This window comes from Desulfobulbus rhabdoformis, assembly GCF_016919065.1.
Classification (GTDB): domain Bacteria; phylum Desulfobacterota; class Desulfobulbia; order Desulfobulbales; family Desulfobulbaceae; genus Desulfobulbus; species Desulfobulbus rhabdoformis.
On sequence record NZ_JAFFQA010000059.1, the window covers coordinates 1 to 24,661 of the forward strand.

General features: G+C 51.0%; 19 protein-coding genes and 1 pseudogene. 14 read left to right on the plus strand and 6 right to left on the minus strand.

Annotated elements, in window-relative coordinates; genetic code table 11:
• Positions 1 to 565: 565 nt before the first annotated feature.
• The 4 genes from JWJ90_RS20420 to JWJ90_RS20435 form a co-directional block, all read right to left on the minus strand.
• On the minus strand, positions 566 to 3,793 hold the full coding sequence (locus JWJ90_RS20420) for a type I restriction endonuclease subunit R (RefSeq protein ID WP_205229072.1): 3,228 nt from the start codon (positions 3,791 to 3,793) through the stop codon (positions 566 to 568).
• A complete protein-coding gene (locus JWJ90_RS20425) occupies positions 3,790 to 5,193 on the minus strand; it encodes a restriction endonuclease subunit S (protein WP_205229073.1) in 1,404 nt (467 codons plus the stop codon). Before JWJ90_RS20425 ends, JWJ90_RS20420 begins: the two co-directional genes overlap by 4 nt.
• Positions 5,183 to 6,763 (minus strand): type I restriction-modification system subunit M, encoded by a 1,581-nt coding sequence (locus JWJ90_RS20430; RefSeq protein WP_205229074.1) that lies wholly within the window; start codon positions 6,761 to 6,763, stop codon positions 5,183 to 5,185. The genes JWJ90_RS20425 and JWJ90_RS20430 overlap by 11 nt, the downstream gene beginning before the upstream one ends.
• Positions 6,764 to 6,904: 141 nt before the next feature.
• Complete coding sequence (locus JWJ90_RS20435; protein WP_205229075.1) at positions 6,905 to 7,624, minus strand: hypothetical protein; 720 nt, start codon at positions 7,622 to 7,624, stop codon at positions 6,905 to 6,907.
• 555 nt (positions 7,625 to 8,179) lie between these two features.
• Between JWJ90_RS20435 and JWJ90_RS20440 the strand changes: the two genes are divergently transcribed.
• The 13 genes from JWJ90_RS20440 to JWJ90_RS20500 all read left to right on the plus strand — a co-directional run bounded on the left by JWJ90_RS20440 (position 8,180) and on the right by JWJ90_RS20500 (position 22,889).
• Positions 8,180 to 9,166, plus strand: coding sequence for a helix-turn-helix transcriptional regulator (locus JWJ90_RS20440; RefSeq protein ID WP_205229076.1), 987 nt, complete (start codon positions 8,180 to 8,182; stop codon positions 9,164 to 9,166).
• A 77-nt stretch (positions 9,167 to 9,243) separates the two neighbouring features.
• Positions 9,244 to 11,811, plus strand: coding sequence for a PD-(D/E)XK nuclease family protein (locus JWJ90_RS20445; protein ID WP_205229077.1), 2,568 nt, complete (start codon positions 9,244 to 9,246; stop codon positions 11,809 to 11,811).
• Positions 11,802 to 14,909, plus strand: a complete 3,108-nt coding sequence (locus tag JWJ90_RS20450; RefSeq protein ID WP_205229078.1) for a UvrD-helicase domain-containing protein — start codon at positions 11,802 to 11,804, stop codon at positions 14,907 to 14,909. Before JWJ90_RS20445 ends, JWJ90_RS20450 begins: the two co-directional genes overlap by 10 nt.
• 524 nt (positions 14,910 to 15,433) lie before the next feature.
• Positions 15,434 to 16,597 (plus strand): tyrosine-type recombinase/integrase, encoded by a 1,164-nt coding sequence (locus JWJ90_RS20455; RefSeq protein WP_205229079.1) that lies wholly within the window; start codon positions 15,434 to 15,436, stop codon positions 16,595 to 16,597.
• A 43-nt stretch (positions 16,598 to 16,640) separates the two neighbouring features.
• A complete protein-coding gene (locus JWJ90_RS20460; RefSeq protein ID WP_205229080.1) occupies positions 16,641 to 16,919 on the plus strand; it encodes a type II toxin-antitoxin system RelE family toxin in 279 nt (92 codons plus the stop codon).
• Positions 16,888 to 17,244, plus strand: coding sequence for a helix-turn-helix domain-containing protein (locus tag JWJ90_RS20465; protein WP_240195076.1), 357 nt, complete (start codon positions 16,888 to 16,890; stop codon positions 17,242 to 17,244). The genes JWJ90_RS20460 and JWJ90_RS20465 overlap by 32 nt, the downstream gene beginning before the upstream one ends.
• Positions 17,245 to 17,360: 116 nt before the next feature.
• Positions 17,361 to 18,080, plus strand: a complete 720-nt coding sequence (locus JWJ90_RS20470; protein ID WP_205229081.1) for a hypothetical protein — start codon at positions 17,361 to 17,363, stop codon at positions 18,078 to 18,080.
• A gap of 189 nt (positions 18,081 to 18,269) precedes the next feature.
• Positions 18,270 to 18,503 (plus strand): helix-turn-helix domain-containing protein, encoded by a 234-nt coding sequence (locus tag JWJ90_RS20475; protein ID WP_205229082.1) that lies wholly within the window; start codon positions 18,270 to 18,272, stop codon positions 18,501 to 18,503.
• A gap of 3 nt (positions 18,504 to 18,506) precedes the next feature.
• A complete protein-coding gene (locus tag JWJ90_RS20480) occupies positions 18,507 to 18,698 on the plus strand; it encodes a hypothetical protein (RefSeq protein ID WP_205229083.1) in 192 nt (63 codons plus the stop codon).
• Between the two features lie 3 nt (positions 18,699 to 18,701).
• Positions 18,702 to 19,436: a hypothetical protein gene (locus JWJ90_RS20485; RefSeq protein WP_205229084.1), complete on the plus strand. Its 735-nt coding sequence runs from the start codon at positions 18,702 to 18,704 to the stop codon at positions 19,434 to 19,436.
• Positions 19,433 to 20,716 (plus strand): replicative DNA helicase, encoded by a 1,284-nt coding sequence (locus JWJ90_RS20490; protein ID WP_205229085.1) that lies wholly within the window; start codon positions 19,433 to 19,435, stop codon positions 20,714 to 20,716. The genes JWJ90_RS20485 and JWJ90_RS20490 overlap by 4 nt, the downstream gene beginning before the upstream one ends.
• 43 nt (positions 20,717 to 20,759) lie before the next feature.
• Positions 20,760 to 21,212, plus strand: coding sequence for a hypothetical protein (locus tag JWJ90_RS20495; RefSeq protein WP_205229086.1), 453 nt, complete (start codon positions 20,760 to 20,762; stop codon positions 21,210 to 21,212).
• 27 nt (positions 21,213 to 21,239) lie between these two features.
• Complete coding sequence (locus JWJ90_RS20500) at positions 21,240 to 22,889, plus strand: hypothetical protein (RefSeq protein WP_205229087.1); 1,650 nt, start codon at positions 21,240 to 21,242, stop codon at positions 22,887 to 22,889.
• Positions 22,890 to 23,255: 366 nt separating this feature from the next.
• Here the strand turns inward: JWJ90_RS20500 and JWJ90_RS20505 are convergent, their stop codons facing one another.
• Positions 23,256 to 23,561, minus strand: coding sequence for a hypothetical protein (locus tag JWJ90_RS20505; protein ID WP_205229088.1), 306 nt, complete (start codon positions 23,559 to 23,561; stop codon positions 23,256 to 23,258).
• Positions 23,562 to 24,212: 651 nt separating this feature from the next.
• Here JWJ90_RS20505 and JWJ90_RS20510 point away from each other — a divergent pair.
• Positions 24,213 to 24,440, plus strand: coding sequence for a hypothetical protein (locus JWJ90_RS20510; protein WP_205229089.1), 228 nt, complete (start codon positions 24,213 to 24,215; stop codon positions 24,438 to 24,440).
• A gap of 9 nt (positions 24,441 to 24,449) precedes the next feature.
• Here JWJ90_RS20510 and JWJ90_RS20515 read toward each other — a convergent pair.
• Positions 24,450 to 24,661: pseudogene (locus tag JWJ90_RS20515) on the minus strand (IS256 family transposase); the annotation flags it as partial.

Genomic DNA, 24,661 nt, shown 5'->3' on the forward strand with positions numbered 1-24,661 from the left:
CAAAGCAAAACTGACAGTCAGAAAATCCTACGGATTTCGAAGCGACACAATCCGAGAAATCGCGCTATATCATACTCTTGGCAACTTGCCCTTGCCGGAGTTCACCCACAGATTTCTCTGAAGAGGCCTAAAAATAACAAAAAAAAGGCACAGACGTCATTACAAAATGTATGACCATTGAAAATCATCTGCAATTAGTCGTGGGGAAGGCCCACCCTCTCAAGCCCGAGAGCAGCACCTAAGGTGTAGTGAACCCCAAGGTGTGGTCCCGTATCCGGGATGAGGTGGGATTAGGTGAAATATGATGGGATTGGTTTGAAAACAGTGAGCTATGAGGTCGGATTAAAAATTTGGGGTGGAAATTTGAAATTGGTTCCAAATTTTAAAACGGCTTTAAATCGTTTGTAAGGTCTGAACCCGTAGATATTTTTAGCTGTAAGGTTTGGACCCGTTGTTTTCCTTTTTGTGACTCATAAAGTTGAAAAAATGAGTCATAAGTTGGTTTGTACGTACCCCAAATATATGTCCGTTTGATAGTCACTCAGAGGGAGCCTCCGAGCTCCCCTTAATTCGACTTCCGATACTTTTTGAAATTCTCCGCCTGTTCAAAGATTTCCTTGTAGACTTCATCCCGATCCACCGGCGGATACCCGTGGTTCGCCAGGGCCAGGATCAGGGCCACCTTCAACTCCGCCTTAATATCGTCCCGGCTGTGCCAGTCGGTGTACTTGGCCTTGTCATCAACAATCAGTTTTACTACCTTGGAAAGCTCAATCAACTTCTCCTCATGGTAGGTAAAGTCGTACTTGATCGCCAGTCCTTTGAGGATGTCGTAAAAGGCTTTTTCTTCGAAGTCGATTCCCAGGCCAGCAAAGGATGCCTGCTCCTTTTTCAGTGCGAGTATGATGTCAATTATCTCATTGGTGAAGTCCTCGAGCACTTCGCTGACCAGTACATCCTCTTCCTTGCGTTCGTTGTAACGGTCCACCACCGCTTTGAACTTTTTGGAGAAATCCACCCCTTTCGCTTTGTTGACCTTCTTGAAGTCCTCAATGGCCTTGGCCAGCAGCTGCTGCAGGAGTTTTATTTTGGTATTGGGCAGCTTAATTTTTTCAATCTTGGCCAGGTAATCATCGTTAAAGATGTCCACCGCGTTGGCAGTGTCCTCGCCCATTTTAAAGATTTCTTCCACCCCATTTGCCTGCAAGGCCTTCGCGATCATTTCCCGCACCTTGGCATTCATCTGGGCCGTATCCGGCGCATCTCCTCCAGTCAGCTTGACAACGATGGAACGTACCGCCAGGTAGAAATGCACCCGGTCGCGTTCATCTTGCGTCAGCGACTCAGAACCACTGCAGATGTCGTAGGCGGCCTTCAGTCGTTTCACCCGCTGGATGAAACGCTTTTGAATAGTATTCGTAGAGTTAAAAACGAACTCAGCCGCCTTGTTCAGTGTATTCAGCCGGGTAAGCGGGGCCCCTGAAAAGTAGGGAGCAGCGTCGAAGGTATGCAAAATCTTGCCAAGGAGATCAAGCTGGTCACGCACCGCCACCAACGATTGTTCGATGTCCTCAATGTTACGCTGATCGTTCTTGTTGTAATGGGCCAGGGCCTGGTTCATCTGTGTCTTGATGCCGATATAATCAACGACCAATCCCTTTTCCTTGCCCTCGAATTTGCGATTCACCCGAGAGATGGTCTGGATCAGATTGTGTCGCTGGATGGGTTTGTCGATGTAGATGGTGTCCAGGAAGGGCACGTCAAAACCAGTCAGCCACATATCAACGACAATGGCGATCTTGAAGTTGGACTTGGGATTCTTGAACTGACGGTCCAGCTCCTTGCGGTCTTCCTTGGTGCCAAGCAGCGCGTACAGCTCTTTTGGGTCATCCTTGCCCCGGGTCATCACCATCTTGATTCGCTCCATGGGCTTGATCTCTTTTTGTTCTTGCTCTGTCAACACCGTCCCCTCTTCGGCGGCTAACACCTGATTCCATTGGGGGCGTAGTCTAATCACCTCCTGCCAGAACAGATAGGCGATCTCCCGGTTGCTGCAGACGAACATGGCCTTGCCCTTGACGGTACCACCTTCCTCCAGACGCTTGTCATAATATTGGACAAAGTCAGCGGCCAGGGCGCGAATGCGGTCAGGATCACCGAGGATGGCGTTCATGTTGGCGCTGGCTTTTTTGCTCGCCTCGATCTGGTGGGTATTGGCCCCTTGCTTGGCGCACTTTTCGTAGTATTTCTCAATCTCCTCTAGCTTGCTATTATCTAGCACCACCTTGGCCGCCCTTCCTTCATAGACAATGGGCACGGTGATGCCGTCCTTGACCGACTCGGTCATGGTGTAGCTGTCCACCACCTCACCGAACACATCCAGGGTCGCGTCGATGGGGGTACCGGTGAAACCGACATAGGTGGCGTTGGGCAGGGAGTCGTGCAGATACTTGGCAAAGCCGTAGGTGCGTTGGACGCCTTCATCGGTGACGCGGACCTTCTGGTCGAGATTGATCTGGCTGCGGTGGGCCTCGTCCGAGAGGCAGATGATGTTGCAGCGCTTGCTCAGCAGTTCGGTATCCTCGGTGAATTTATGGATCGTGGTCAGGAAAACGCCGCCGCTGGTCCGGCCTTTGAGTAACTCCCGGAGTTCGGCTCGGCTCTCGACGCTGATTACAGTCTGGTCGCCGATGTACTGCTTGGCATTGGTGAACATGCGCGACAACTGGTCGTCAAGATCGGTCCGGTCGGTGATGAGAATGATGGTCGGGCTGGCGAAGAGGGCGCTCTTCATCAGTAAGCGGGCCAGAAAGAGCATGGTATAGCTCTTGCCGCAGCCGGTGGCGCCGAAGTAGGTGCCGCCCTTACCGTCGCCCTCGGGTTTGCGGTGATCAAGGATGTGCTGGTAGAGTTTGAGGGCCGCGTAAAACTGGGGATAGCGGCAGACGATCTTGTCTTCCTTGCGGGAGACATCCGGAAAATGGATAAAGTGGCGGAGCACCTGGCGCAGCCGGTCCCGGTTGAACAGACCCTGGATCATGGTCTGCAGGGAGTCAATGCCCGTGGCTGCAATGGGCTCGTTGCCGCTCACCTTGCGCCAGGTATAGAAATATTCGTAGGCCGCGAACAGCGAGCCCATCTTGGAGTTCACCCCGTCGGAGAGTACACAAAGGGCGTTGAACTTCATCAGCTCCGGGATGTCACGGGTGTAGCGGGTGGTCAGTTGTTCATAGGCATCGTGGATTGTTGCTTCCTCGCGAATGAGGCTCTTGAACTCAAAGACCACCAGGGGCAGGCCGTTGATGTAGAGGATCGCATCCGGGATGCGCAACTCCGTGCCCTCGATCATCATCTGGTTGACGAGACGGTAGATATTGCTGTCCCCGCCGTATGCAGCCAGCGGCTCGGCGGTGATGGCTGTCACTTCGCCCGTACGCGGTTCCCGCTGTTCCGGTAGGCCGCTATAGTCGATCAGCTGGATGTAGAGGTCTTTCTTGGCCCGGTCCTCGCGCTTGAGGAGAAAGCCGTCGGCCACCAGCTGGTGGATAGCCTTGTTGGAGGCATAGAGATCGGCGGCGGAGAATTTTTCCAACCTGTTGATGATGGCATTGATCTCACCGGGGGTGATGGCCTCAGCCGCATAGCGGGAGGAGAGAAAGGCGGAAAGGTCATCCTTGAGCATCGCCTCGGTTGGAAGCCGTTTCAGGGAATCACCTGGATGATGGGGAAAGCCCTGCTTGCCAAGCAGGGTAATGATGGCCTGTTCCAGCTGTTCTTCCGTGAATTTGCTCATAGTATATTGGCTACCTGTTTTTCGGCCTCAGGGATGCGGAGCTGGCCGGAGAGGAGTTTGGGGAGGAGGGAGTCGCGGAGGCTACCAAGAGCTAGAGACTCTTTTAACCTTTGTCCACAGAGTAAATCAATTGGTGTTGCTACAGTGGAAAAATGTTCCTGTAAAGGAAGAGATGGAACCAGCATATACATCTTTTTGAGATGAGTAGGGCCAAAGTGATTTAATACACTACCAACTCCCATCATTTTGACCTGGCCCTGGAAATATGTAGATGAGAGGAAGTGCTTCACATATCTCCGAACAGTTCTATTACGCTTTGGTCGAAAGCCGATAATGCCAGTATATGGAATTGCACCTATAGATTCACCTTCCACTTCCGCAACTCTGCCAAGAGATGCGCTTGAGCTGAGTAAAACATCACCTTTTTCTAACTTGAAGTGCATCCATTTTTTTTCAACTTTATCTGGATCCAAATAATTACATCCATCTAGTAGAGACACTCCATTTTTTAACCCTGCAAGACGTATAAGCGGCACCCCCTGTGGGTGAAAATCTTTTGCCAAAATACCCGGACCTTCACGAAATTCGGTAACGTCGGATATCGGCAATACTTCCCACCCCTTCGGTACCCAGCCCATATCCTCGTTGAAGACGAAGCGGTTGGGGAATCGTTGTTGAATCTCCTTAGGTAAGGGCTTACGTTTATCACCCAGCGCGGCTCTGGCCTCGGCCCGGGACTGCAGGGGGGCGGGGATGGGGTGCCCTGCGGCCAGGGCGTTGTCGATGACCGGGTCGAAGTCAACAAACCAGCTCTTGAACAGGGCCTGTGCCATGGCCTCCAGAGTGGCGTTCATCTGCCGGTTGAGCTCGATTTTGTCGTCGAGGCTCCCGAGGATGTGAGCTATGGTTTTTTGTTCTTCCAGAGGCGGAATGCTACAGGAGTAAGAATGGATTCTGCTTGGGGATGTATGCTTAACCGTAGTCCCCGTGGCTGAGCCTATGACCCACGATCGGTATTCATGAGTTCTCAAGAGGTAATTTAAGAACCTCGGGTCTGAAGGAATTTTACCCTTAAATTCAAGCAACCCAACCCGCTGATTATGGAGCCATACATTCTGGTCTTGTGGAATAACAGCAGCCAGCCCAAGGGTATCTGACTGTTTGCTTAGGTCAGTCATCGTTACAACGATTTGTCCCGGCTTCAGCACATACTCATCAGGGACAGGGCCATTGTAAAATTTAGGCTTCGGATTCTGGAACCCACCTCCTATCGCAAAATTTCCAGGGGTTATCAATAATGTTTCTGTAGGTTCTTCGACGAAAAATTCACCTTTGAATGCAAAGCCGTGCTTGATTTTGAATAGGTCGCCAAGCGAGACATCCTGCCACTCACTCCTCATAACCCAACCCCGCCAAATTCTCCCGAATCACCGCATCCAGCTTCTCTCCTTCCGCCATCTGCGCATACAGGGTTTTGCTAAGCTCGGCCATCTTCTCCTCAAAGGGAATGCCGTCATCCTCGATCTCGGCGGCCCCCACATAGCGGCCCGGGGTGAGCACATAGTCGTTGCCCTGGATCTCTGCCAAATTCGCCGTCTTGCAGAAGCCGGGAATATCCTCGTAGCTGCCGTCCTTGGCCTCACCACGCCAGGCATGGTAGGTCCGGGCGATCTCGGCAATATCCTCGCTGGTCAGCTCCTTGTGGGTACGATCGACCATGGTGCCCATAGTGCGGGCATCGATGAACAGGGTCTCGCCTCTGCGGTCCCGCTGGTCGCGTTCGCTGTGGTTGGCGATGTTCAGCGTCTTTTTGTTCTTGGTCAGAAACCAGAGGCAGACCGGGATTTGGGTGGTGTAGAAGAGCTGTCCGGGCAGAGCGATCATGCAGTCCACCAGGTCGTTCTCAATCAACTTCTTGCGGATCTCCCCCTCGCCCTTGGTATTGGTGGACATGGAGCCGTTGGCGAGAACAAACCCGGCCACCCCGTTTACGCTCAGCTTGCTGACCATGTGCAGGATCCAGCCGTAGTTGGCGTTGCCGGTGGGTGGCACCTCGTACCCGGCCCAGCGAGGATCGTCGCTGAGTTCGTCGTCGGCACGCCAGGCTTTGAGGTTAAAGGGTGGGTTGGCCATGATGAAGTCGGCCTTGAGATCAGGGTGCTGATCCTTGAAAAAGGTATCCGCAGAAACCTCACCCAGATTGGCGGCAATGCCGCGGATGGCTAGGTTCATCTTGGCCAGTTTGTAGGTGGCGCTTATGGCCTCTTGACCGTAGATGGAGACATCCTTCTGGTTGCCCTCGTGGCTCTCGACGAACCGCACCGACTGGACAAACATGCCACCTGAGCCGCAGCAGGGGTCGTAGATCTTGCCGCGAAAGGGCTCGATCATCTCGGCAATCAGATTGACCACGCACTTGGGCGTGTAGAATTCGCCGCCACCCTTGCCCTCGGTGGCGGCAAATTTACCGAGGAAGTATTCATAGACCCGACCCACCACATCCTCTTCCTTATCGGCCACGGTATCGATGTTGCTGATCGAGTCGATCAGGGCCGCCAGCTTGCTCACATCCAGGCCCAGGCGGGAAAAGTAGTTGTCGGGCAGGGCACCGCGCAGAACTTTGTTGGTCTTCTCCACCGTGTGCAGGGCTGTATCGATCTTAAGGGCAATGTCGTCCTGCTTGGCTTGCGACTGAATCGTTGACCAGCGAGCTTCCTCAGGCAGGTAGAAGACGTTCTTCATGGCGTAGAACTCGACCATGTCCAAGTAGGGCTCATGCCCCTCGTTGATCAGTTCCTGCCGCCGCTCTTCAAATTTATCACTGACGAATTTGAGGAAGATCAGACTGAGGACGACATGCTTGTACTCGGAGGATTCTACCGAGCCGCGCAGTTTGTCGGCGGTGTCCCAGAGATTCTGTTCAAAGGATTTGTTATTGGTCTTGGTTTCGGGTGCTGCCTTTCTGGCCATATCTATTTGCTTTTGTTATTGTATGTGGTGGTTCGTGCATTTCTGCGGGCTCATGATCGTTTACGATTTTACTCTATTCCAATCCGATATGTTGAATTTTTTCACGGTTCACTTTTTTGATTCATCTGCCGTTACCGGTAGTTACAGCGTTGTCAGCAGCTCATGGTATGCAAGTATCTTGCTGAGTTCCTGTATCTTGTCGATCGGGTTCGTCTCGTTTTCAGAAGCCAACCGCGACGCATTTTTATAGATTTTCTCAAAGAAGAAAAAGATCACCATAATTCGTGCGATCTGCTTGTACCTATGAATTTTTCTTGAATCTGCGGCAGGGAGTTGCCAGGAAAAGAGATCTAACGCACTTATATTCCAGACCAATCTCTCGCTGAGTGGGCCCAGATAACTTTGTTGGTAAAGCTTGTACCAATTTTCCTGGTTTTTCATCTGCTCTATCAAGGAGTCGAACAGATCAAAAAAGAACCTGATTTTATCTTCTGTTGCTACCGTCTCCACATCCATAGCCTCGATCGCATCAAATTCTTGACGCATCTGCTCGTGTGAAATAAGTCCGCTTTGCTTTTGCTGCCGCAACAGCGCCTTACTGACGTTTTCAAAGCCCGTTGCATACCAGCTGGTGACCATGCCAACATAAAAATCCTGGCTGTTGGTAAACATCTGGTCAACTTCTTCCAGCCAAGCATCTGGAAGACTTGCGACTCGTTGTGCCTTTGACAAGAGGTAGAGCTTGGGGCTGTTTTGCCAAGCATTGACCTCCTCCTGGCTGGATGCAATGGGTTGTGTACACAGTTCCGCAACTTTTTGTGAGACACTCTGTTGTAATTTTGTCAGATCACCAAGTTTCATTATCCGATCACCTTCTTTGCAGATTTTGTTTTGAGCCTAAAACATGATCCCACTCTTTGCGGCCCTATCCATTTGAGATTCTAATTTGCCCCCACATCGCGGGCAGCCCTTTCGCTTGCAGGCTTCGCAAATTTTAAATTCTTTTCCACATTTTTTACATGTTACCGATGCTTCTTGTTCGGTGAAGGCAAGGCCTGATGAACCGCACCTGTCGCAGCTTCCGCTTGATTGTATAAGCATAAGAATTTCCTCTGTTGCATTGGTATCTATTATCAATTGGTTCATGGCGGCTGAATGATCAGCTGCACATTTTCCTGCGTTCCCTAGCATGAGTGTGATAGAAATCATCTCACTCTTTGGGGAATGACTCAAGCCTAATTTCATTTTTGAAATCCGTTTTCCGGATCTTTGATCCTTCAAGGTTTACTTTGACTTCTCGTATCCACAGAGTACAACGTACAGAAGAAAAGCGACAAATCGTGTCGTTTTAAAAAAATTCAGGCATACATCCTAAACGTCATCATTTGTCGTATAACCCCTGTAAAAGAGAACGTCATGGACACCACCTTAATCCGACAGTGGAGTTTGCTGCGTATGATACCGCGTCATCCTCGTCGTATTGACGCGCCAAGCCTGCATCGCAAATTGGAGGCGATGGGGATTTACGTCAGCCTGCGCACAGTACAGCGGGATTTAAACGATCTTTGTTCAGCTTTTCCGCTGCGTTCCGATCAATCGAAACCGCAGGGGTGGTGGTTTGAAAAGAATGCTTCGTTTGAGATCCCCGGCATGGATCCGCACGCGGCTCTGACCTTCAATCTGGTCGAACAGCACATGAAAAATCTGCTGCCTCCGGCGACCCTGGATCATCTGACTCCCTGGTTTGAGACGGCTCAAGGTATTGCACACAGTGAAGCATCCAACATTTTAAAATGGCGGGACAAAGTCAGGGTGATTCCACACACGCTCAATATGGTTCCAGTCCAGATCAATGGAGAGATCCAGGAAGTTATTTATGACGGCTTGCTCCGTGGACAGCAGTTGGAGATCACCTACAGGGCACTGAATCGAGGCCACGAGGCAAAAGCCTACACGGTTCATCCTTTGGGCTTGGTCGCCATGGAACAGGTCATCTATCTGGTCTGCACCATAAAAGAATATAGTGACCCCAGATTTTTGGCCCTGCATCGGATAGACGCGGCGTCATTATTGGATGAGTCTGTTAAAATACCGGAGGGGTTTGATATCGACGAATTTATCGCACGCGAGTTCGGTATTCGTGTGAGCCCGCAACCCGTGGAACTTGTCCTCAGAGTTCGGGGGCTGTTGGGGAAATATCTAATGGAAACCCCATTGGCACCGGGGCAGAAGGCGCAATCGCTGGAGGGTGAATGGACTCGAATCGAAGTCACTGTCCCGGATACCGTGCAGTTGCGGTCCTGGATTATGTCGTTGGGGAAGGATGCTGTTGTTGATGCACCAGACACCTTGCGCGAAGAAATCGCTGAAGAATTCAAGCAATCGATAGCCAACTATGGCTGAAATACGGCGCGGGATCGCGTTGGAGAGATGCTGTACCAGTTTTTTTGAATATTTTTATATTTCAACCAAGGAGAGGAATGAAAATTATCTTTGATTCCGCCTTTGACGGTCGGATGTGGCCGATCTGGCCTTATAAGGAACACGGGAGTTTGGGGGAGATCCGGCTGGGGCGCTTAGGGCTGCTTGGCTATCTGGAGGGCATGCTTGGTTTGCGTGGCCCAGCTGTGCATGAGGCGCTCCGGATTTCCGCGCTCATTCCCTTTTTGAAAAAGGAGGGCAATAGATTTTGGTCATCGTCCCTTTCCGCTGATCCCTTTGGCGTTGCCCGCACTCTTCTCCTCCTGCATGATTTTCTCGTCCTTCATGGCTGGCAGGGGCAAGCTCTTACTCCACGTCTGGCTGATCTTGCCGGTATCTCAACGGCTATTCGTCCTGGTGTTGCCCAGCGTTTGTTGGCCCTTTGCGGACAACTGGCTGATTTTAAGTCCGAATTACCTGAAATTGTGCTCCTGGAGGACGTTGCCGCCTTGCCCCCTTTGTGGGAAGATCTTTTCAGCGCCTTGCACAAGCAAGGGGCCGTTGTCCATTTCAGATCGTTGGAGGATGCCGGTGGTCTGGAGAGTGATCTTGGAAACGCCAGGAAAGAGGAATTTGTTCCTCGCTGCGACAGTACATTGCAGCTGGTGCGACCCGATGGCATGGTACGCGCGGCAGAGGAAGTTGCGGCCTGGCTGGCCGCTGTGCAAAAAAATGAAGGATTGGCCAATGTCGTCATCATAGGTGGCGATGCTGTCCTTGATAGCGCGTTGCATCGTTTTGGGCTTCCGGTCACCGGTGCAGAACCGGAAGAGGGCTCGTCGTTGCTTCAGCTGCTATCACTGGTGCTGGACATGGGGCATAATCCCCCTGACCCTGAGCGGGTTATGGATCTGCTCACGCTCCCTGTCTCACCGGTCCCGAAAGGTATTGGCCGCAGGTTGCGCGAGGCCCTGTTGCGCTGGCCTGCTCTTGGCAGTGATTTGTGGGAGGAAAAACTTGAAGAGGGGCTGCAATCTCTTGATGATCCTGAAAGCCGCAGCCGTGTCGCAGCTCGGCTGAAGCTGTTATTCTCCCAGGCCGCAGGCTCCAGTTTCACAAGCGAAGAGATTGTGCAGCGTGTCGACTTGCTGCTGCAATGGTTGCGTGGCCGGTTCAAAGATGATCCGGTCGCCATCCCTGCGATCAACCAATGTTCTCTTTTTAAGGAGATGGTTGTCTCGCTGCAGGAAGAATCTATTGAGGACCCATTACTGCAAAAATTGCTGGATGGTGCCACTTCAGGGCAGGGGGGAGTTCCGGCCTTGCCTGCTCAGGCCGGGCTGGCCGCCGTGCCTTCCCCCGAGGCCGTTGCCGGAAAGGCAGGGACAGTAGTGTGGTGGAATTTTAACCGCAACAATGTTCCTGCTCTCAACCTGCCCCTGTTCTCCAAAGAAGAGATGAACCTGCTTGCTGGAGCAGGGTGTCGTCTACCGGATTCTGCACTTCTTGCGAACAGTCGGGCTGCACGTTGGCGGCGCCCACTTCATTGTGCCGAGTCAAAGCTGCTGCTGATCTGTCCGGAGCAAGACCAGTTGGGGGAGGAAATGTATCCTCATCCACTTTGGGACGAACTGCTGGCCGCATCCAACAACAAGGTGGAGCAACTGGTCTGCAAGCGCATACAAGATGCAGTCTCCTCAGCTGTCACCACACCACCACCGCTGCAGGTGCCTTGCCCGCAATCGGTGTGGAACATAGCCCCGGAAACAGTGCAACCGCGAGAGGTAGAGTCGCCCTCAAGTTTAGAGAGTTTCCTTGGCTGCCCATTGAAATGGAGCCTGCAGTATTGTGGCGGTATTCGTGGAGATCACTCAACCTCCTTGCCTAATTTGGTTCCTGTTCTTGGCAGCCTTGCCCATACGCTGCTTGAAGAGGTGCTGGGAGCAACTGAATTGCCGACGCCGGAGGCAGGGGAAAAAATGGCGGCGGACCTTTTTGAGCAAAAGGCCCCAAAGATGGTCGCGGCCCTCTTTCAAGAAGGTATGGAGGCGGACCGGGAGCGGATTCGCCGAACGCTTATGCTCGCAACCCATGCCCTCCTGGAGCATCTTCATCAGGCAGGAGTTCACAAGGTCAGCCTGGAGCAGAAACTCAGCGGCACCTTTTCTGCACAACGACTGGAAGGATATGCCGATATTGTCATAGACACCCCCTTTACGGTGCTTGATATGAAACGAAGTTGGGCAAAATTCTATAAAGAGAAAATGCAAGCAGGTACCGTCCTGCAGATTGTCCTCTACGGCTACATGCTGAAAGAGCTGCGAGGGAGGTATCCGGAACTCGCCTATTATACTCTGGAAGACCAGACCTTGCTGACCACCGATCCGCGTAGCTTCCCTCAAGGGGAAGATGTTGTCGTCACTGATACAGAAGAAAGCTTTCAGATATTCGAGGGGACCTTTAATGCTGCTTGGGATGTCGTGAGATCTGGCCAACTGTTATGCCCTGGTAACAATGGTGAGGAGATAAAAGCTCGAGTAGAGGAGGGGACGCTCATCCTTGAACCTCCCTGCAAATTCTGTGAGTACGATGTCCTTTGCGGCAGGAGGTTCCAGCAATGCGCATAGAGATTATATCCGCCAGTGCCGGAAGCGGTAAGACCTATAAATTATCTGAATTATTACTGAACGCGGTAAAAGAAGGAGACGTCCGTCCGGATGCTATTTTGGCAACGACCTTCACCACCAAGGCTGCTGCCGAACTGCAGGAGAGGGTACGTACGCGTCTGCTCAGCGGCAAACTTGCCACCCAGGCCCAGCAACTGTCAGCGGCACGCATCGGGACGGTGAATTCGGTCTGTGGCGGTTTGTTGCAAGACTTTGCCTTCTATCTGGGCATGTCACCAGAGCAACGGGTGCTGGAGGAAGAGGCCGTTGCTGGTGTCATCGCAAAGGCGATGGCCGGGGAGATCGATGCCAAGCTCAATGCCGAGATGTATCAGTTTGAGCAACGTTTTGTCAGTCTTGATGTTCGCAAAGAGGTGCGCGCCATTATCGCTAAAGCGCGCGCCAATGGTCTCTCCGGGGAGGATCTTATTACCTGTGGCAGACGTTCAGCCAAAGAATACCAAAGGCTCTTTGGTTCAACACTCCCCGATGGAGCCGTACTTGATCAAGAGCTGCGGGACGCTATTCATGCCTTTCTGCGGGATGTTGATACCGAATCCGATACAACGAAAACGACCAAGAACGCGTTGAGTGCGGTGCAAAAGCTGCGAAGGTATCTGAATCAGCAAACACTTCTGCCCTGGAGCGAATGGCATCGTTTGGCAACGTTGAAACCAGGCAAAAAATCCCAGAAATTTGCTGATCCCCTCAACGAAGCGGCGGCGGTCCATGACAGACATCCACGCCTGAAAGAAGATGTGCAGCGACTGATCACGCTGACCTTTGATGTCGCAGCAAAGGCTCTGACGGCCTATCAGGAGTATAAACGGCAATGGGGCGTAATTGACTTTACCGATCAAGAAGCCTTGGCTTTGAGGCTGTTACAGATGGATGAACCGGCAAAGATATTGAGCGAGCGACTCGACCTGGTGCTGGTTGACGAATTTCAAGACACCAGCCCTATCCAGCTGGCCATATTTCTCAAGCTTGCTGCACTTGCCAAGCGATCTGTCTGGGTTGGCGATCAGAAACAGGCGATTTATGGATTTCGTGATGCTGATCCATCGTTGATGGATGCGGCCATTGATACAATCCTTGCCGGTGATGAGCCGGAGACCCTTTCCCTATCTTGGCGTAGTCGCCCCGAGCTGGTGCGTTCCACCTCTGATGTCTTTGCAGCGGCCTTTGCACAGCACGGGTTCCCGGAGCAGCGCGTGCGTCTTGAACCGGCACCGGCTATGGAAAAGAACGCACCTGAAGGCCTGGGCCCGGTCTATGAGTGCTGCAATTTGGAGAGCACGAATCAGTCGAATGATGCGCTTGCCCTGGCCGCTACGATGAAAGCCTTGCTTGCCGATGAGAACGCATGTGTACGTGATCGAAAAACAGGTATGAGCAGACGGGTCAAAGGCGGCGACATCGCTATCCTCTGTAGGACGAATGATGTCTGTGTTGCTGTTGCCGAGGCTCTGGAACAGCAGAATATCCGCGCAGCCGTGCCACGTCCAGGTTTGTTGGCCTGCCCCGAAGTGATATTGGTCCTTGCGGTTATGCGGCTCCTGATCGATCCCGCGGATTCACTTGCCCGTGCAGAGGTGGCCAGACTGCTTGATTGTCCGGACGACCATAATGGTTGGCTTCAAAAGGCGCTCTCCACCAAGTATGCAAAGGGGTTTGAGCTACCAATTTTTGATGAGATAGAACGGGTAGGGGGCTCGATGCAGACCGCAGGCGTGTTGCAGGTTCTTGACCTGGCCATGCAGATTGCTGATGTGCGCACACATTGCTGTTCCTGGGGGAAGACAGAAGAGCGGCTTGCCAACCTGGATAGCCTGCGTTCTCTTTGTGCGCAATACATTGAGCGCTGTAATGCTTCAAACAGGGGAATGAGCCCTGCAGGGTTGCTTGCACATCTTGATGGACTTGGCGCGGACACCAAAGCGGTGGTGCAGGATGAGGATACCGTGCAGATCCTGACCTGGCACAGAGCAAAGGGGCTCGAATGGCCGGTGACGGTCTTATTTCAACTCGACAAGGTGTACAATCCTCAGCCCTTGGGAGTTTCTGTGGTAAGTGATTCAGAGTTTACCTTGGATGATCCTCTGGCAAACCGGTGGCTGCGTTTCTGGCCTAATCCCTACGGAAATTTCAAAAAGGGGGCACCGTTTCATGATCGATTGCTGGATGACAAGGCAACGCTCATTCATCGAGAAAAAGAGCAGCGTCAGGAGTTACGCCTGCTTTATGTGGGGTGGACCAGGGCAAGGGATATCCTGGTGCTGGCGGGAAGGCCGGGTTTTCTACAAAAGGGAATTCTTCGCTTGCTGGTTGACGCTGATGATACCCCACTGCTTGAAGATCCAAAGGATGGTGTTGCGGTATGGGCTGGGAAAGAAGTCGCTGTTACCCAAAGATGTGGCGCTCCGCTACCAGCCCTGGAACAGGAAGTCGTTCCTGGTTCCGGGTATAGGGCAGCAGGAGGAAAGGAATATCCTTTTGCCTATCAGGCAGCTTCTTCAGTTGTTGCTAAAGGGCGGGTTGTAGCTGAAGAAAGGCTTGGCGAACGACTTCCACTGCAGGGGCAGCCGGACATGCAGCTGCTGGGCGAGGCGGTCCATACTTTTCTTGGTGCCAACCATCGCCAATATCCACCGGAAAAAGGCCTGCAGATGGCAGGAGATACTCTCAAACGTTGGGGTGTGGAAAGGAACCTGAATCCCCCTGATCTGCTTCAAGCTGATGAACGGTTGGATAACTTCATCCAGAATAGGTGGCCACGGGCTGTTTACCACAGGGAAATACCAGTCGCCTACCAGACCAATGCCGGTACGATTGTCTCAGGCTTTATCGATCTACTTCTTGAAACGGAAGAAGGATATATCGTCATCGATCACAAGACCTTCCCCGGTAGTGTTGTCGATGCAAAAGAAAAGGCGGTGGGCTTTGCCGGGCAGTTAGGAATGTATTGTGATGCATTGATGCATACTGGTGGGAAGAAGGTGTTGGCGACATACATCCATCTGCCCGTGATTGGGCTGATGGTAGAGGTAGGTCTCTAAAATTTTTATCATAGAGAATAACGTCCCGGTCCACCAAGTCCACTAAGTCCACCGAAACGTCGCGAAGCTATCGCGGCTCGGTCTCCCCAGTCTATCTGACGGGCAAGGCTGCCTGACAGAGGGGTGTCGAAAAAATATAAACCGGAGAAAATTGGGAGACGGGTACTGAATCCCCGGTGAGCAACACCAGGGGAAAAATCCCTTATCCAAAAAGGAATCTCAGCTGCGGACCGGAGAAAGACCGGGGGGAACAAAAAAGGGTTTAGAGGAAACCCTCTAAACCCTTGAATGTATGGCGCGCCTGGAGAGATTCGAACTCCCGACCTACGGATTCGTAGTCTCTGGGGCGTATAATTTACCAACCTTAACCAATCAAATTTTAATTGACTGAACAAGTACATAGCTATAGTGTAGACCATAACGAAAATTAACCAAAAGCACCCTTTTTTACTCCAGAAGGTAGCACATAGGTAGCACCGTAAAAAAAGGTAAGCCCATGGATTTCAAACATTAGGGTCGAAAGTATGGCACGTGAAGAGGTCAATTTTACCAAAGCTTCCCTTGAGCAGCTAGAGGCACCAGAACCAGGAAAGCGCAGGTACGTTTATGATTCCAAGGAATCCGGCTTGCTGGTGCAGGTTACCGGCAACGGGCGAAAAACCTTCCAGCTTTACAAGAAACACATGGGAAAGCCGGTGCGCGTCACCATTGGTACCTTCCCTGAGTTGACCGTTGAACAGGCCAGGAAGAAAGCGAAGGCGATCAAGGTGGAATTGATTAATGGGGAGAACCCCAACGATAAGCTGAAACAGCAGCGGCAGGAAATGACATTTGCCGATCTGTTCCATGTATACCTTGAACGTCATGCCAAGCCCCGCAAGAAAACATGGCAAGAGGATGAAACGTACTTCAAACGGCATCTTTCAGCCTTGGGGAAAAAACGGCTTTCCACAATTACGAAAGGCGACGTTGCCGCGATCCATTCCAGGATTGGCAAAGATAAGCCCACCCATGCAAACCGTGTTCTTGCTCTGATATCCAGTATCATAGGTAGGGGGATTGAATATGGGCTGTATGAAGGGCAAAACCCATGTGCAGGTATCAGACGTTTTCCTGAGCAGTCACGGGACCGTTTTCTAACCGCCGATGAACTACAGCGATTCTTTCTAGCCTTGGAACAGGAACCCAATGGAACCGCCAGAGACTTTTTTCTGGTTGCCTTACTTACCGGAGCGCGCCGGGCAAACGTCCTTTCCATGCGATGGAGTGATATTGACCTGAAAGGCCAAACATGGCGCATCCCCGAAACCAAGAACGGCACCCCGCAAACTGTCCCCCTGGTTGGCCCGCTTCTCGAGATCCTTCAAGAGCTCCGTAAAAGCACCTCTTCTTTTTTTGTCTTCCCTGGTCGGGGTAAAACCGGACACCTCGTTGAGCCCAAGAAAGCATGGAAACGTATTTGTCAGTCAGCAGGAATTGAAGGTGTACGCATCCACGACCTACGGCGCACTATGGGAAGTTGGCAGGCAAAGACCGGTGCAAGTCTCCCGGTTATCGGCAAGAGCCTGAACCATAAGAGTGCATCCACCACCACCATTTACGCCCGCCTTGATCTTGATCCGGTACGGACAGCCATGGAAAAGGCTGCGGAAGCCATGCTTGAAGCTGGCGGGAATGGAAAGAAATGAACCTGCGAGCTCTTGTCTTTGATACCTTTAATTGGTATATTTTATGAGCTGGAACGTAACCGTCCACCCGAAAGCCAGGAAGGGCATTCCAAAGCTGCCAAGCAGGGTGCAGCAGAGCCTTGCCTTTCTTCTTCGGGAAATCGAGCTGAACGGACCAGCGCGGGGCAATTGGCCGAACTACAGTAAACTCGGTAAAGATCGGCACCATTGCCACCTGAAGAAAGGGAAGCCCACCTATGTTGCTGTCTGGCAGGTGGTTGATAAAGAGATTCGACTTGTTGAGGTTGTCTATGCTGGAACCCACGAAAAAGCGCCCTACTGAAATTGAGTTGAGATTCAAGGGCCCGGAGAGCAAACGCCACGACGCGGTTGAAGCCCTGCGGCAAATGGGCTTTGTCACCGTTGAGGATGCGACCACCGGTGATTCATGGAAAACCGCCTTCCCCGGCCTGCTCGATAACGAACCAGGTATCTACCTTGCTGGGGCACGACACCGGGAGGGGCTGACTCAGCGTCAACTTGGTGAACAAAGTGGCATCCCTCAGCGCCATATCTCCGAAATGGAAAACGGTAAACGAACTATCGGAAAGGAGAATGCCAAGAAGTTGGCGGCGGCGCTGAAGGCAGATTACCGGGTATTTCTGTAACCAACAACTTCAGGCACGGATAGGGCTTTGCTGATCACTTTGCCCGATAAGGCCGCTTCCCTTGGCGGCTTTCCGTGACTGTTTTTTCAAGGGATTTTCTGAAGGGAGAAAGAGGCATGGCGCCACCAGAAACAACTCGGCAGTATGTACCCGATCTTGAAAAGCGATGGGGTGAGTTCGGAATTACGCGCAGGAAGATTGTAGAATATGCTCGAGATGGCCAGTTGGATTTGTGGATAGAACTATCTAATGTTATTTATTTTTTTCAAAAAGAAGGTGGTGAGAAGGGGAGAGAAAGTGCAGGTAGTATTGAATTGAAATTTTATCTAGATAGCTTGGAACAGCTTTGTGGGAATATAGATATATCCCGTTATTACAATCTATTACAGTCTGAGGATGGACATGCCGAGAATATTATTAATGGAATTTTGAAAGATGGTAGAAAAGTGCTTGTTAAGCATAAGCAATCATTTAACTCCAGGAGGTCTAAGGAACTTCCAAAAAAGATATTGATCGAATACTCAAAGGTATATGCTTTCATTGAAGATGTAAAAGGCTTCGAACGGAAGTTTTTTGATGATGAAAAAGATATTTCATCAGGAACCTTGCCTTTTCTTGACCAAACCCATGATTTTTATGCTGAAGAGCTGGCTATTGCGGCCACAACTTGGTTGTTACTTTATGGAGGTGGTGGAAAGTATCAGCCTGGCACTGCTCATAAAAAACAGATAGCAGAATTGCTTAAAGGAAAAGGGCTGAGTGCTGCTGCGGTTGAGCGTATATGTACACTTGTGAATCCTCAGAAAGGGGGCGGTGCTCCATTAAGCGGATATTGATAAAAAAAAAGATTTAAAAAAACCTACCTACCCACCAACATACTGTTTTGGTGGGTTTTTTTATAACCTGCCTACCTGTTTTTAGATCAAACCTACCTAACCGTTCCCTCTGTTTTAGTCAAAAAAATAACCGTACTTTCGCCACATGAACGACGGATAACCCGTCACCATGAATCATGAGGTTAAAGAATGGAACTTATCAAAAGCTCGAAACAGAACCTTCAAGCCGCTATCCAAAATAAACTTCTCACCCCTGAGGAGGCCGCGCCTCTCGTTGGCGTGACAGTCGGCACGCTCCAGGTTTGGCGCTCCACAAATCGTTACCCCCTTAAATACGTCAAGGCCGGTCGTCTTGTCCGCTATCGTCTGGAAGATATTCAATCCTTCATTGAATCCCGGACTGTTACCCCTGCGGAGGTCTAAGCGATGAATGCTCATCTCCTTCTCAAATTTCTTTTCGCTTTCAACTGTTATGGCCCTTCGGCACATCCTGTCACATATAAATTTTGCCAGGAAACGTTGGATATTCCTGACGTTGATAAAGCCATTGCCGATCTCCGGAAGCTTGGCCACCTGATTACTGTGACCGGAAACGGCGAGATCCGCCTTGAGGGGTAACCCATGGGCTCCGGATGGATAAAAATGCACCGGAGTGTGCTTGATTGGGAATGGTATCGAGATCGCAACACTTGCCGCCTGTTTATTCACCTACTGTTAACCGCTAACCACAAAGAAAATGAGTGGCACGGAATTAAGATTCAGCGGGGGCAGAGAGTGTTTGGGCGAGAGAAATTAGCAGGTGAAACGGGGCTGTCTGTTCAGGAAATAAGGACAGCTTTGAGCAAACTGAAATCAACCAGAGATGTAACCATATCATCAACCGGAAAGTATTCAGTTTTAACTATCTGTAATTATGAAAAATATCAATATGGAGCACCAGCCAAGCAACCAGGTTTTCAACCAGATTTGCAACCTCAAATCAACCACAAACAAGAAGTAAAGAAAAAAGAAACTACTTATGCGCAAAGCGCAGATGAGAACACCCTGTTTGCTGAGTTCTGGAAAGCCTATCCCAAGAAGAAATCAAAGATCGATGCTCAGAAGGCATGGGAACAGTCCAAGGGCGATTCCATCTTCAATGAGATCATGGCCGGATTGAAGCAGGCCATCACCTCTCCGGATTGGACCAAAGACGGCGGAAAATACATCCCATACCCTGGGACTTGGTTACGGGCAGGGGGGTGGATGGACGAAATTGGAACATCTACCCCAAAGAGTTGCCAGACCTGCAGACTTTACAAGGACCAGTGCCAGGGCAAAGAAGAAATCTGTTCAGCCTATAAAGGTGCAATATGACCAAGATTAACGACACGATGAAACAAAACAGTATTGAGGCCGAACGTTGCCTCATCGGCGCCTGCCTGGTCGACATGAAGAGTGCGGTTACCGCGGTCGACCTTGTCCGTCCGGGTGAGATGCAGCACCCGAAACACGGCATCATCTTCAATGCGATTATCGAAACCGTTCAAAATGGTGGTATGCCCGAGATGGTGACCATCTACCCGTTGATTGCAGGCAAGGTAGACGCCTCGTTTCTCTCTGACGTCACTAATAACCCTATCGTTGGCCCCGCGCATGTACGGCAGTGGGCAGGCGTGATCAAACGTCAGGCACGCTTACAGAGTCTTGCTGAAGCTGGTGAGGCCCTGGTCATCGAGGCCCGTTCTCCTTTGGCAGATCCCGAGGAGCTAGCCGCAAGCCATATCCTGAAATTCATCTGTGATAACGCGCATACCGGTAAATCTGTCGGTATGAGTGAAGCTGTGCCTAAAACCATGCAGGCTATTGAAGCACGCGGGAAAGGCGAGGAAGCGCCGGGAATCCTTACAGGGTTCATGGCCTTCGACAGGATGAAACAGGGGCTCAGAGGTGGCGAATTTATTGTTTTCGGTGGTCGTCCGGGGGGTGGGAAGAGTGCACTTGCTGGGAACATTGCCGTTGAAGTCGCTAAACAGGGGGCCCATGTCAAGATTTTTAGCCTTGAGATGACACGCGATGACTTCATCGAGCGGATGATTTCGGCGGCAGCTGGGGTCAATCTGCAATCAATCCGCTCAGGTCAATTTGATGATTACCAGCATGACCGGGTGAAGAGAGCCGGTGCTATGATCGCAAATCTTCCTATCAATATTGACGATACCGGTGGTCTCACGATTGGCCAGATTGGAGGACGTGCCAGAGAGTCGGTACTCAAGAGCAAGGTTGATCTGATCATTGTTGACTACTTACAGCTGGTTAAAGGCAAGGGAGATACGCGCCAGCAGCAGGTAGGAGATGTAACCAGGGCACTGAAGGCACTGGCCAAGGACTTAAATGTCCCGGTGATAGGACTTGCGCAGCTCAACAGGGGCCTAGAGGGGCGGGAAGATAAACGCCCCCGGCTTTCGGATCTTCGTGAAAGCGGCGACATTGAACAGGACGCAGATATGGTTGGCTTGTTGTATCGCATCGAATGCGGGTCTGATTCGCCGATGTATGGCAAGGCAGAGCTGATAATCGCCAAGCACCGTAATGGCCCCACCGGTAAGGTCGACCTCAAATTTGAAGGGCATTTTTCCAGATTCAAAGAAGCGTAAGGAGCGTTCGATGAAGAGAATAGCATTTGGTCAGGAGAGAAAAATGAAACAGTTCGCGCCGAGCTGTCAGGAATGCGGGGCAGGCATCGGTGAGTTGCATTCACCTGGATGCCAGCGTGAAGAATGCCCCCAGTGCGGATTGGCTCTGATCTATTGCCGGTGTCAGGCTGCATTACCTCTTGATGAAGAGTTCTGGTTCTCTGTTGAACTCGCGGCAAAATTTGAAACCCTGGCGCAGGCTGATAATAACCTGGCAGTTGGAGAGGATAAAGACCGCATGAACCTGGTCGAATCGGCTGCCGCATTGCGCGGGATTATAGAGCATCCCAATGCCCTTGTAAGCGGCGTCTCTCCTATCGGCTGGAGCGCTTCCGGGGAGCCTGTGTTCTCAGATGAAGCCCTGAAGGACGCACTCAATCTCACGGATGATGGTGTGAACCATATCCGCTTTCGGATGTTCGAACAGCAAGCATCACCAAGCGATTTTTGGTGTTAAAGCCGTTCGGATAGGCCGGATGGCGAAATGAAAGACCATAAAGAGGAACACAATATGGCTCTGAATAGTGCATACCCGTACACAGGGGGGATTTATGGTGGCTACCAAGATTCCGACAACAACAAACAATCAACGTTTATCGGCCCAAAAGTCGACAAAAAAATTAAGGAGGTGGTGAACCCCTTAACAGCAGGAGTAAAGCAGGCTTATGGTGAATACCGCAAAGGTACGCAAGACACGCTTGATAAAACAGCAGCGGCTTACGACAAAGGCGGCTTGCCGGCTGCGGCCGGTCAGTATGTGCGCGGTACTATCGGTGACGCTGGAAACGCGCTCAAGCAGCTTGTCGGAAAACCTGTCATGGCAGGAGTAGTGAAGCCTGCATTGAATGCCAGCCGGGGGGCTGCAAATTTCACAAAAACTCTGGTGACTGGTAATCCAGCTCCTATTGGTGGAGGGAAACAGCCCAAAGCTATTGATCCATTGGCTGGAAATCTTCCCACCTATGCCATGCAGGCCACTGGAGGCATTGATAACCCTATGCCAGGGGGAACGCTTGGCCACCTCGATAAAAAAATCATGTGGTCTGGCAAAGAGTTGGTTTCTCCGAGCAATCAGACAGCACCAGCTCACAAAGGCATCATGGCCGGCGGAGTTCGTTATGAGGGGCAGAATGATGGTTCGACGGTCTATACCATGGGAACGCCTGGCCAGGACGGTTACGGTAAAGTCACGCTCACCGGTAACTTGCCCAAGCCTGGAAGTACTATGCCGAACAACGGTGCCTCTGGTGGCCCCAATGCTTCACCTACCAGTGTGAATCGATTGGCTCAGCTTGGCGATACTATGGGCACAACAAGGGAGGGGGCAAGTGGTCTTGAGTTCCATGGCAAGGCAAGTGATGCAGCCAAGTTCTTTGGGACGCAATATACCGACTACAGCAACGAGGAGAAGGCAAGGGAGTACCAAAAGGCAAACCCATACGATACGCAAAACCCGTATGATGATCGTTTTAGCTACAAGCCCCCTCCTGTGAATCAGATGGCCATGATAGCCCCGCCTCCCATGGCAACGGGGAGTGGTGGGTGGAAGTCTCAAATTGCTGCCGATAAAGCGAACGCAGCGGCATACGGTGACTACACCCGGGCCGTTGCATCATTGGCAGCGAATCAGAATAGCGCCAATGCAGACAGGTACCGTACAGATATGAGCTACCTCAGCGGCCAACAGCAGAATGATCTTGCTCGGAAGCGCTTAGGCTTGGATGCCGCCCTAAACGATATGAATCTGCAGCAGGGAGAGTTCGGGTTACAGCAAGCCAAACACCTCAATGACCTTATGAAGCAGGCTGCAGCTGAGAAGCATCAGGAGAAGAAACGGGCGTTGCTTAATGAGATCGCCATGATTCGTCATGACAGTCCGGTGAAGCCGGTTTTCCAAACCGTCAGGGAAGATGATGGGGTTGGTGGGCAAAGAGAGCGTATCTTTCGTGTCAACGATGATGGGACTATGAAAGAGGTTCTGCCCACAATCAGCCAAGTCGATATTACCAGGCAGAAATTTTTATTGCAGGGGATGGATAAAAAAGAGCGCAAAGCGCACCTGGATGACTTAGCCAGGAACAATCCCGCTCTTTTTGATGCCTTAAGGGCTGCTTATCAGCAAAGAAATAAATAAGCCCAATACCTTAGAAAACCTTAAGAAAAGGAAAGCACCGGAAGTACAAAAGGAGGCGGTGCTTTTTACACCTTATAGGTAAAATATGCGTAAGTGCGCAGTGAGTACGCAGCAAAACAGGGGTGGTTCGCCCCTCAGGTTCGTACCAAAATAGAGGTTCGCAAAAGTCGAGCCCCCCCCCATAGGAACCAGGGAAAACCTGATATTTAGAATGAATTTCTTTAGTCCATAAAAAGGGGGGCTGTAGGCACATTACGCGAGCGGCCAACCAAGCTGCGCACACACGAGAGTCCCGTGGATTTTTCAACAGGTGGGGCAGGTGTGAGCAATTTATTTATAAAAAGCCCCTTAAGGGCTTTCGTTTGGTTAGTAACCTCTTGCGTTCATCTCTCTGCGAACTTCTCTTCTTATCTGTCTTCGCTCCTGTGCATTGAAGCTAAAATTCGGCTGCTGGATTAAATCAGGCCGTCCCGCTCTGGAAAGTTGTTCTGCTGTATTCATCGCAGCATAAATTTCGGCATTTGCATTTTGAGATTGCCACCCTTGCCCCTCAATCAGCCTGGGACGTTGAGCCATTGGGTTAACTCGCAACTGGTTAATATAGCTTGATGCTGCAATTTGGTTTTGTGTGATATCAGATTGCCAGCCAGCATGAACAGTAGTGCTACACATCAAGAGAGCTGCTATTAGAAGGCACTTTTTCACTTAATTCTCCCTCCCTAAATTCTGAATTTGTAAAAATTTCTCGAGTTATCTCTGAATTGGTTAACTACCACCATTGTTGAGTGTTGCCAATCCGGCAAGATTACCTATGCGCGTTTAGGTGTTATTGCCTATATCTCGGTAATTCTGGAATAATTTCAGATTATTCACCTTGCTTTTGAGTATGTTACACACATCAAACCTTGTGTATTTTCCCCCTTCACGATCCAGCTTTCTGCGTTAAATCGAGCGTTCACGTTATAATCAGCTGCCCAGTTGCGCCCGAATCAAGTTCACAGCAAACTTCTTCGTAAAATTACTGAGTTACGTTTTGTTTTCTTGTTGACGTAGCCCCTTGTTTTGAGTAACCATGACAGCGCCTTATCGGAACAGGTGAGGCCGGGTTTATTGATCCGAACACCAGGAGGACGTAGCGCCACCAAACCTTGTCTGGCGTTTATCTAGCGTCTATAATGCATCAAAAGCCTTTATTTTGGGCGGTGCTGTATGGGAGGCTTTGCGCCTGCCGGTCCTGGTGCCGGTTCGCCAACCTGTACATCATCGCCCTTTTTGCGTTTGGCGACGTGATTAGGGCGCAACTACCACCAGGAGCCCCAAACCATGGAAACTTCATCAACGCGAGTTCAAGCTTTAAGCAGTCAAGAATTGAAGTGGATCGACAAGGAAATCCAAGATCTTGAGGTAACCAATTACGCAATACAAGAGCTTTCAGACCTGCTGATCACCATCGCAGAGACAGGAAAGAAATGTACAAATGAAAAATTTAATGAGGGGATTGGCAGGGAAGGAGTGATGTCAATTGGAGTTATGGTCAAGTCTGGTGTTTAGGAATAGCTCTCAAATGACGGCCCTGTTCAGTTCGTCTTCTGTTAAAGGGGTGACAGACTCCCCATCCTTGAACTTGACGCCCCGGATAATCTCTGCAAGGAGCTTGAATCCTCGTAGCCTTTGCCACTTTTTTTCTGCACTCATTCCCAGTTTATAGACCATGGCCAAGATTGTTCGGCGGGCAACACAGCCCCGGGTCTTATCTGTTCTTAGCCGTACTG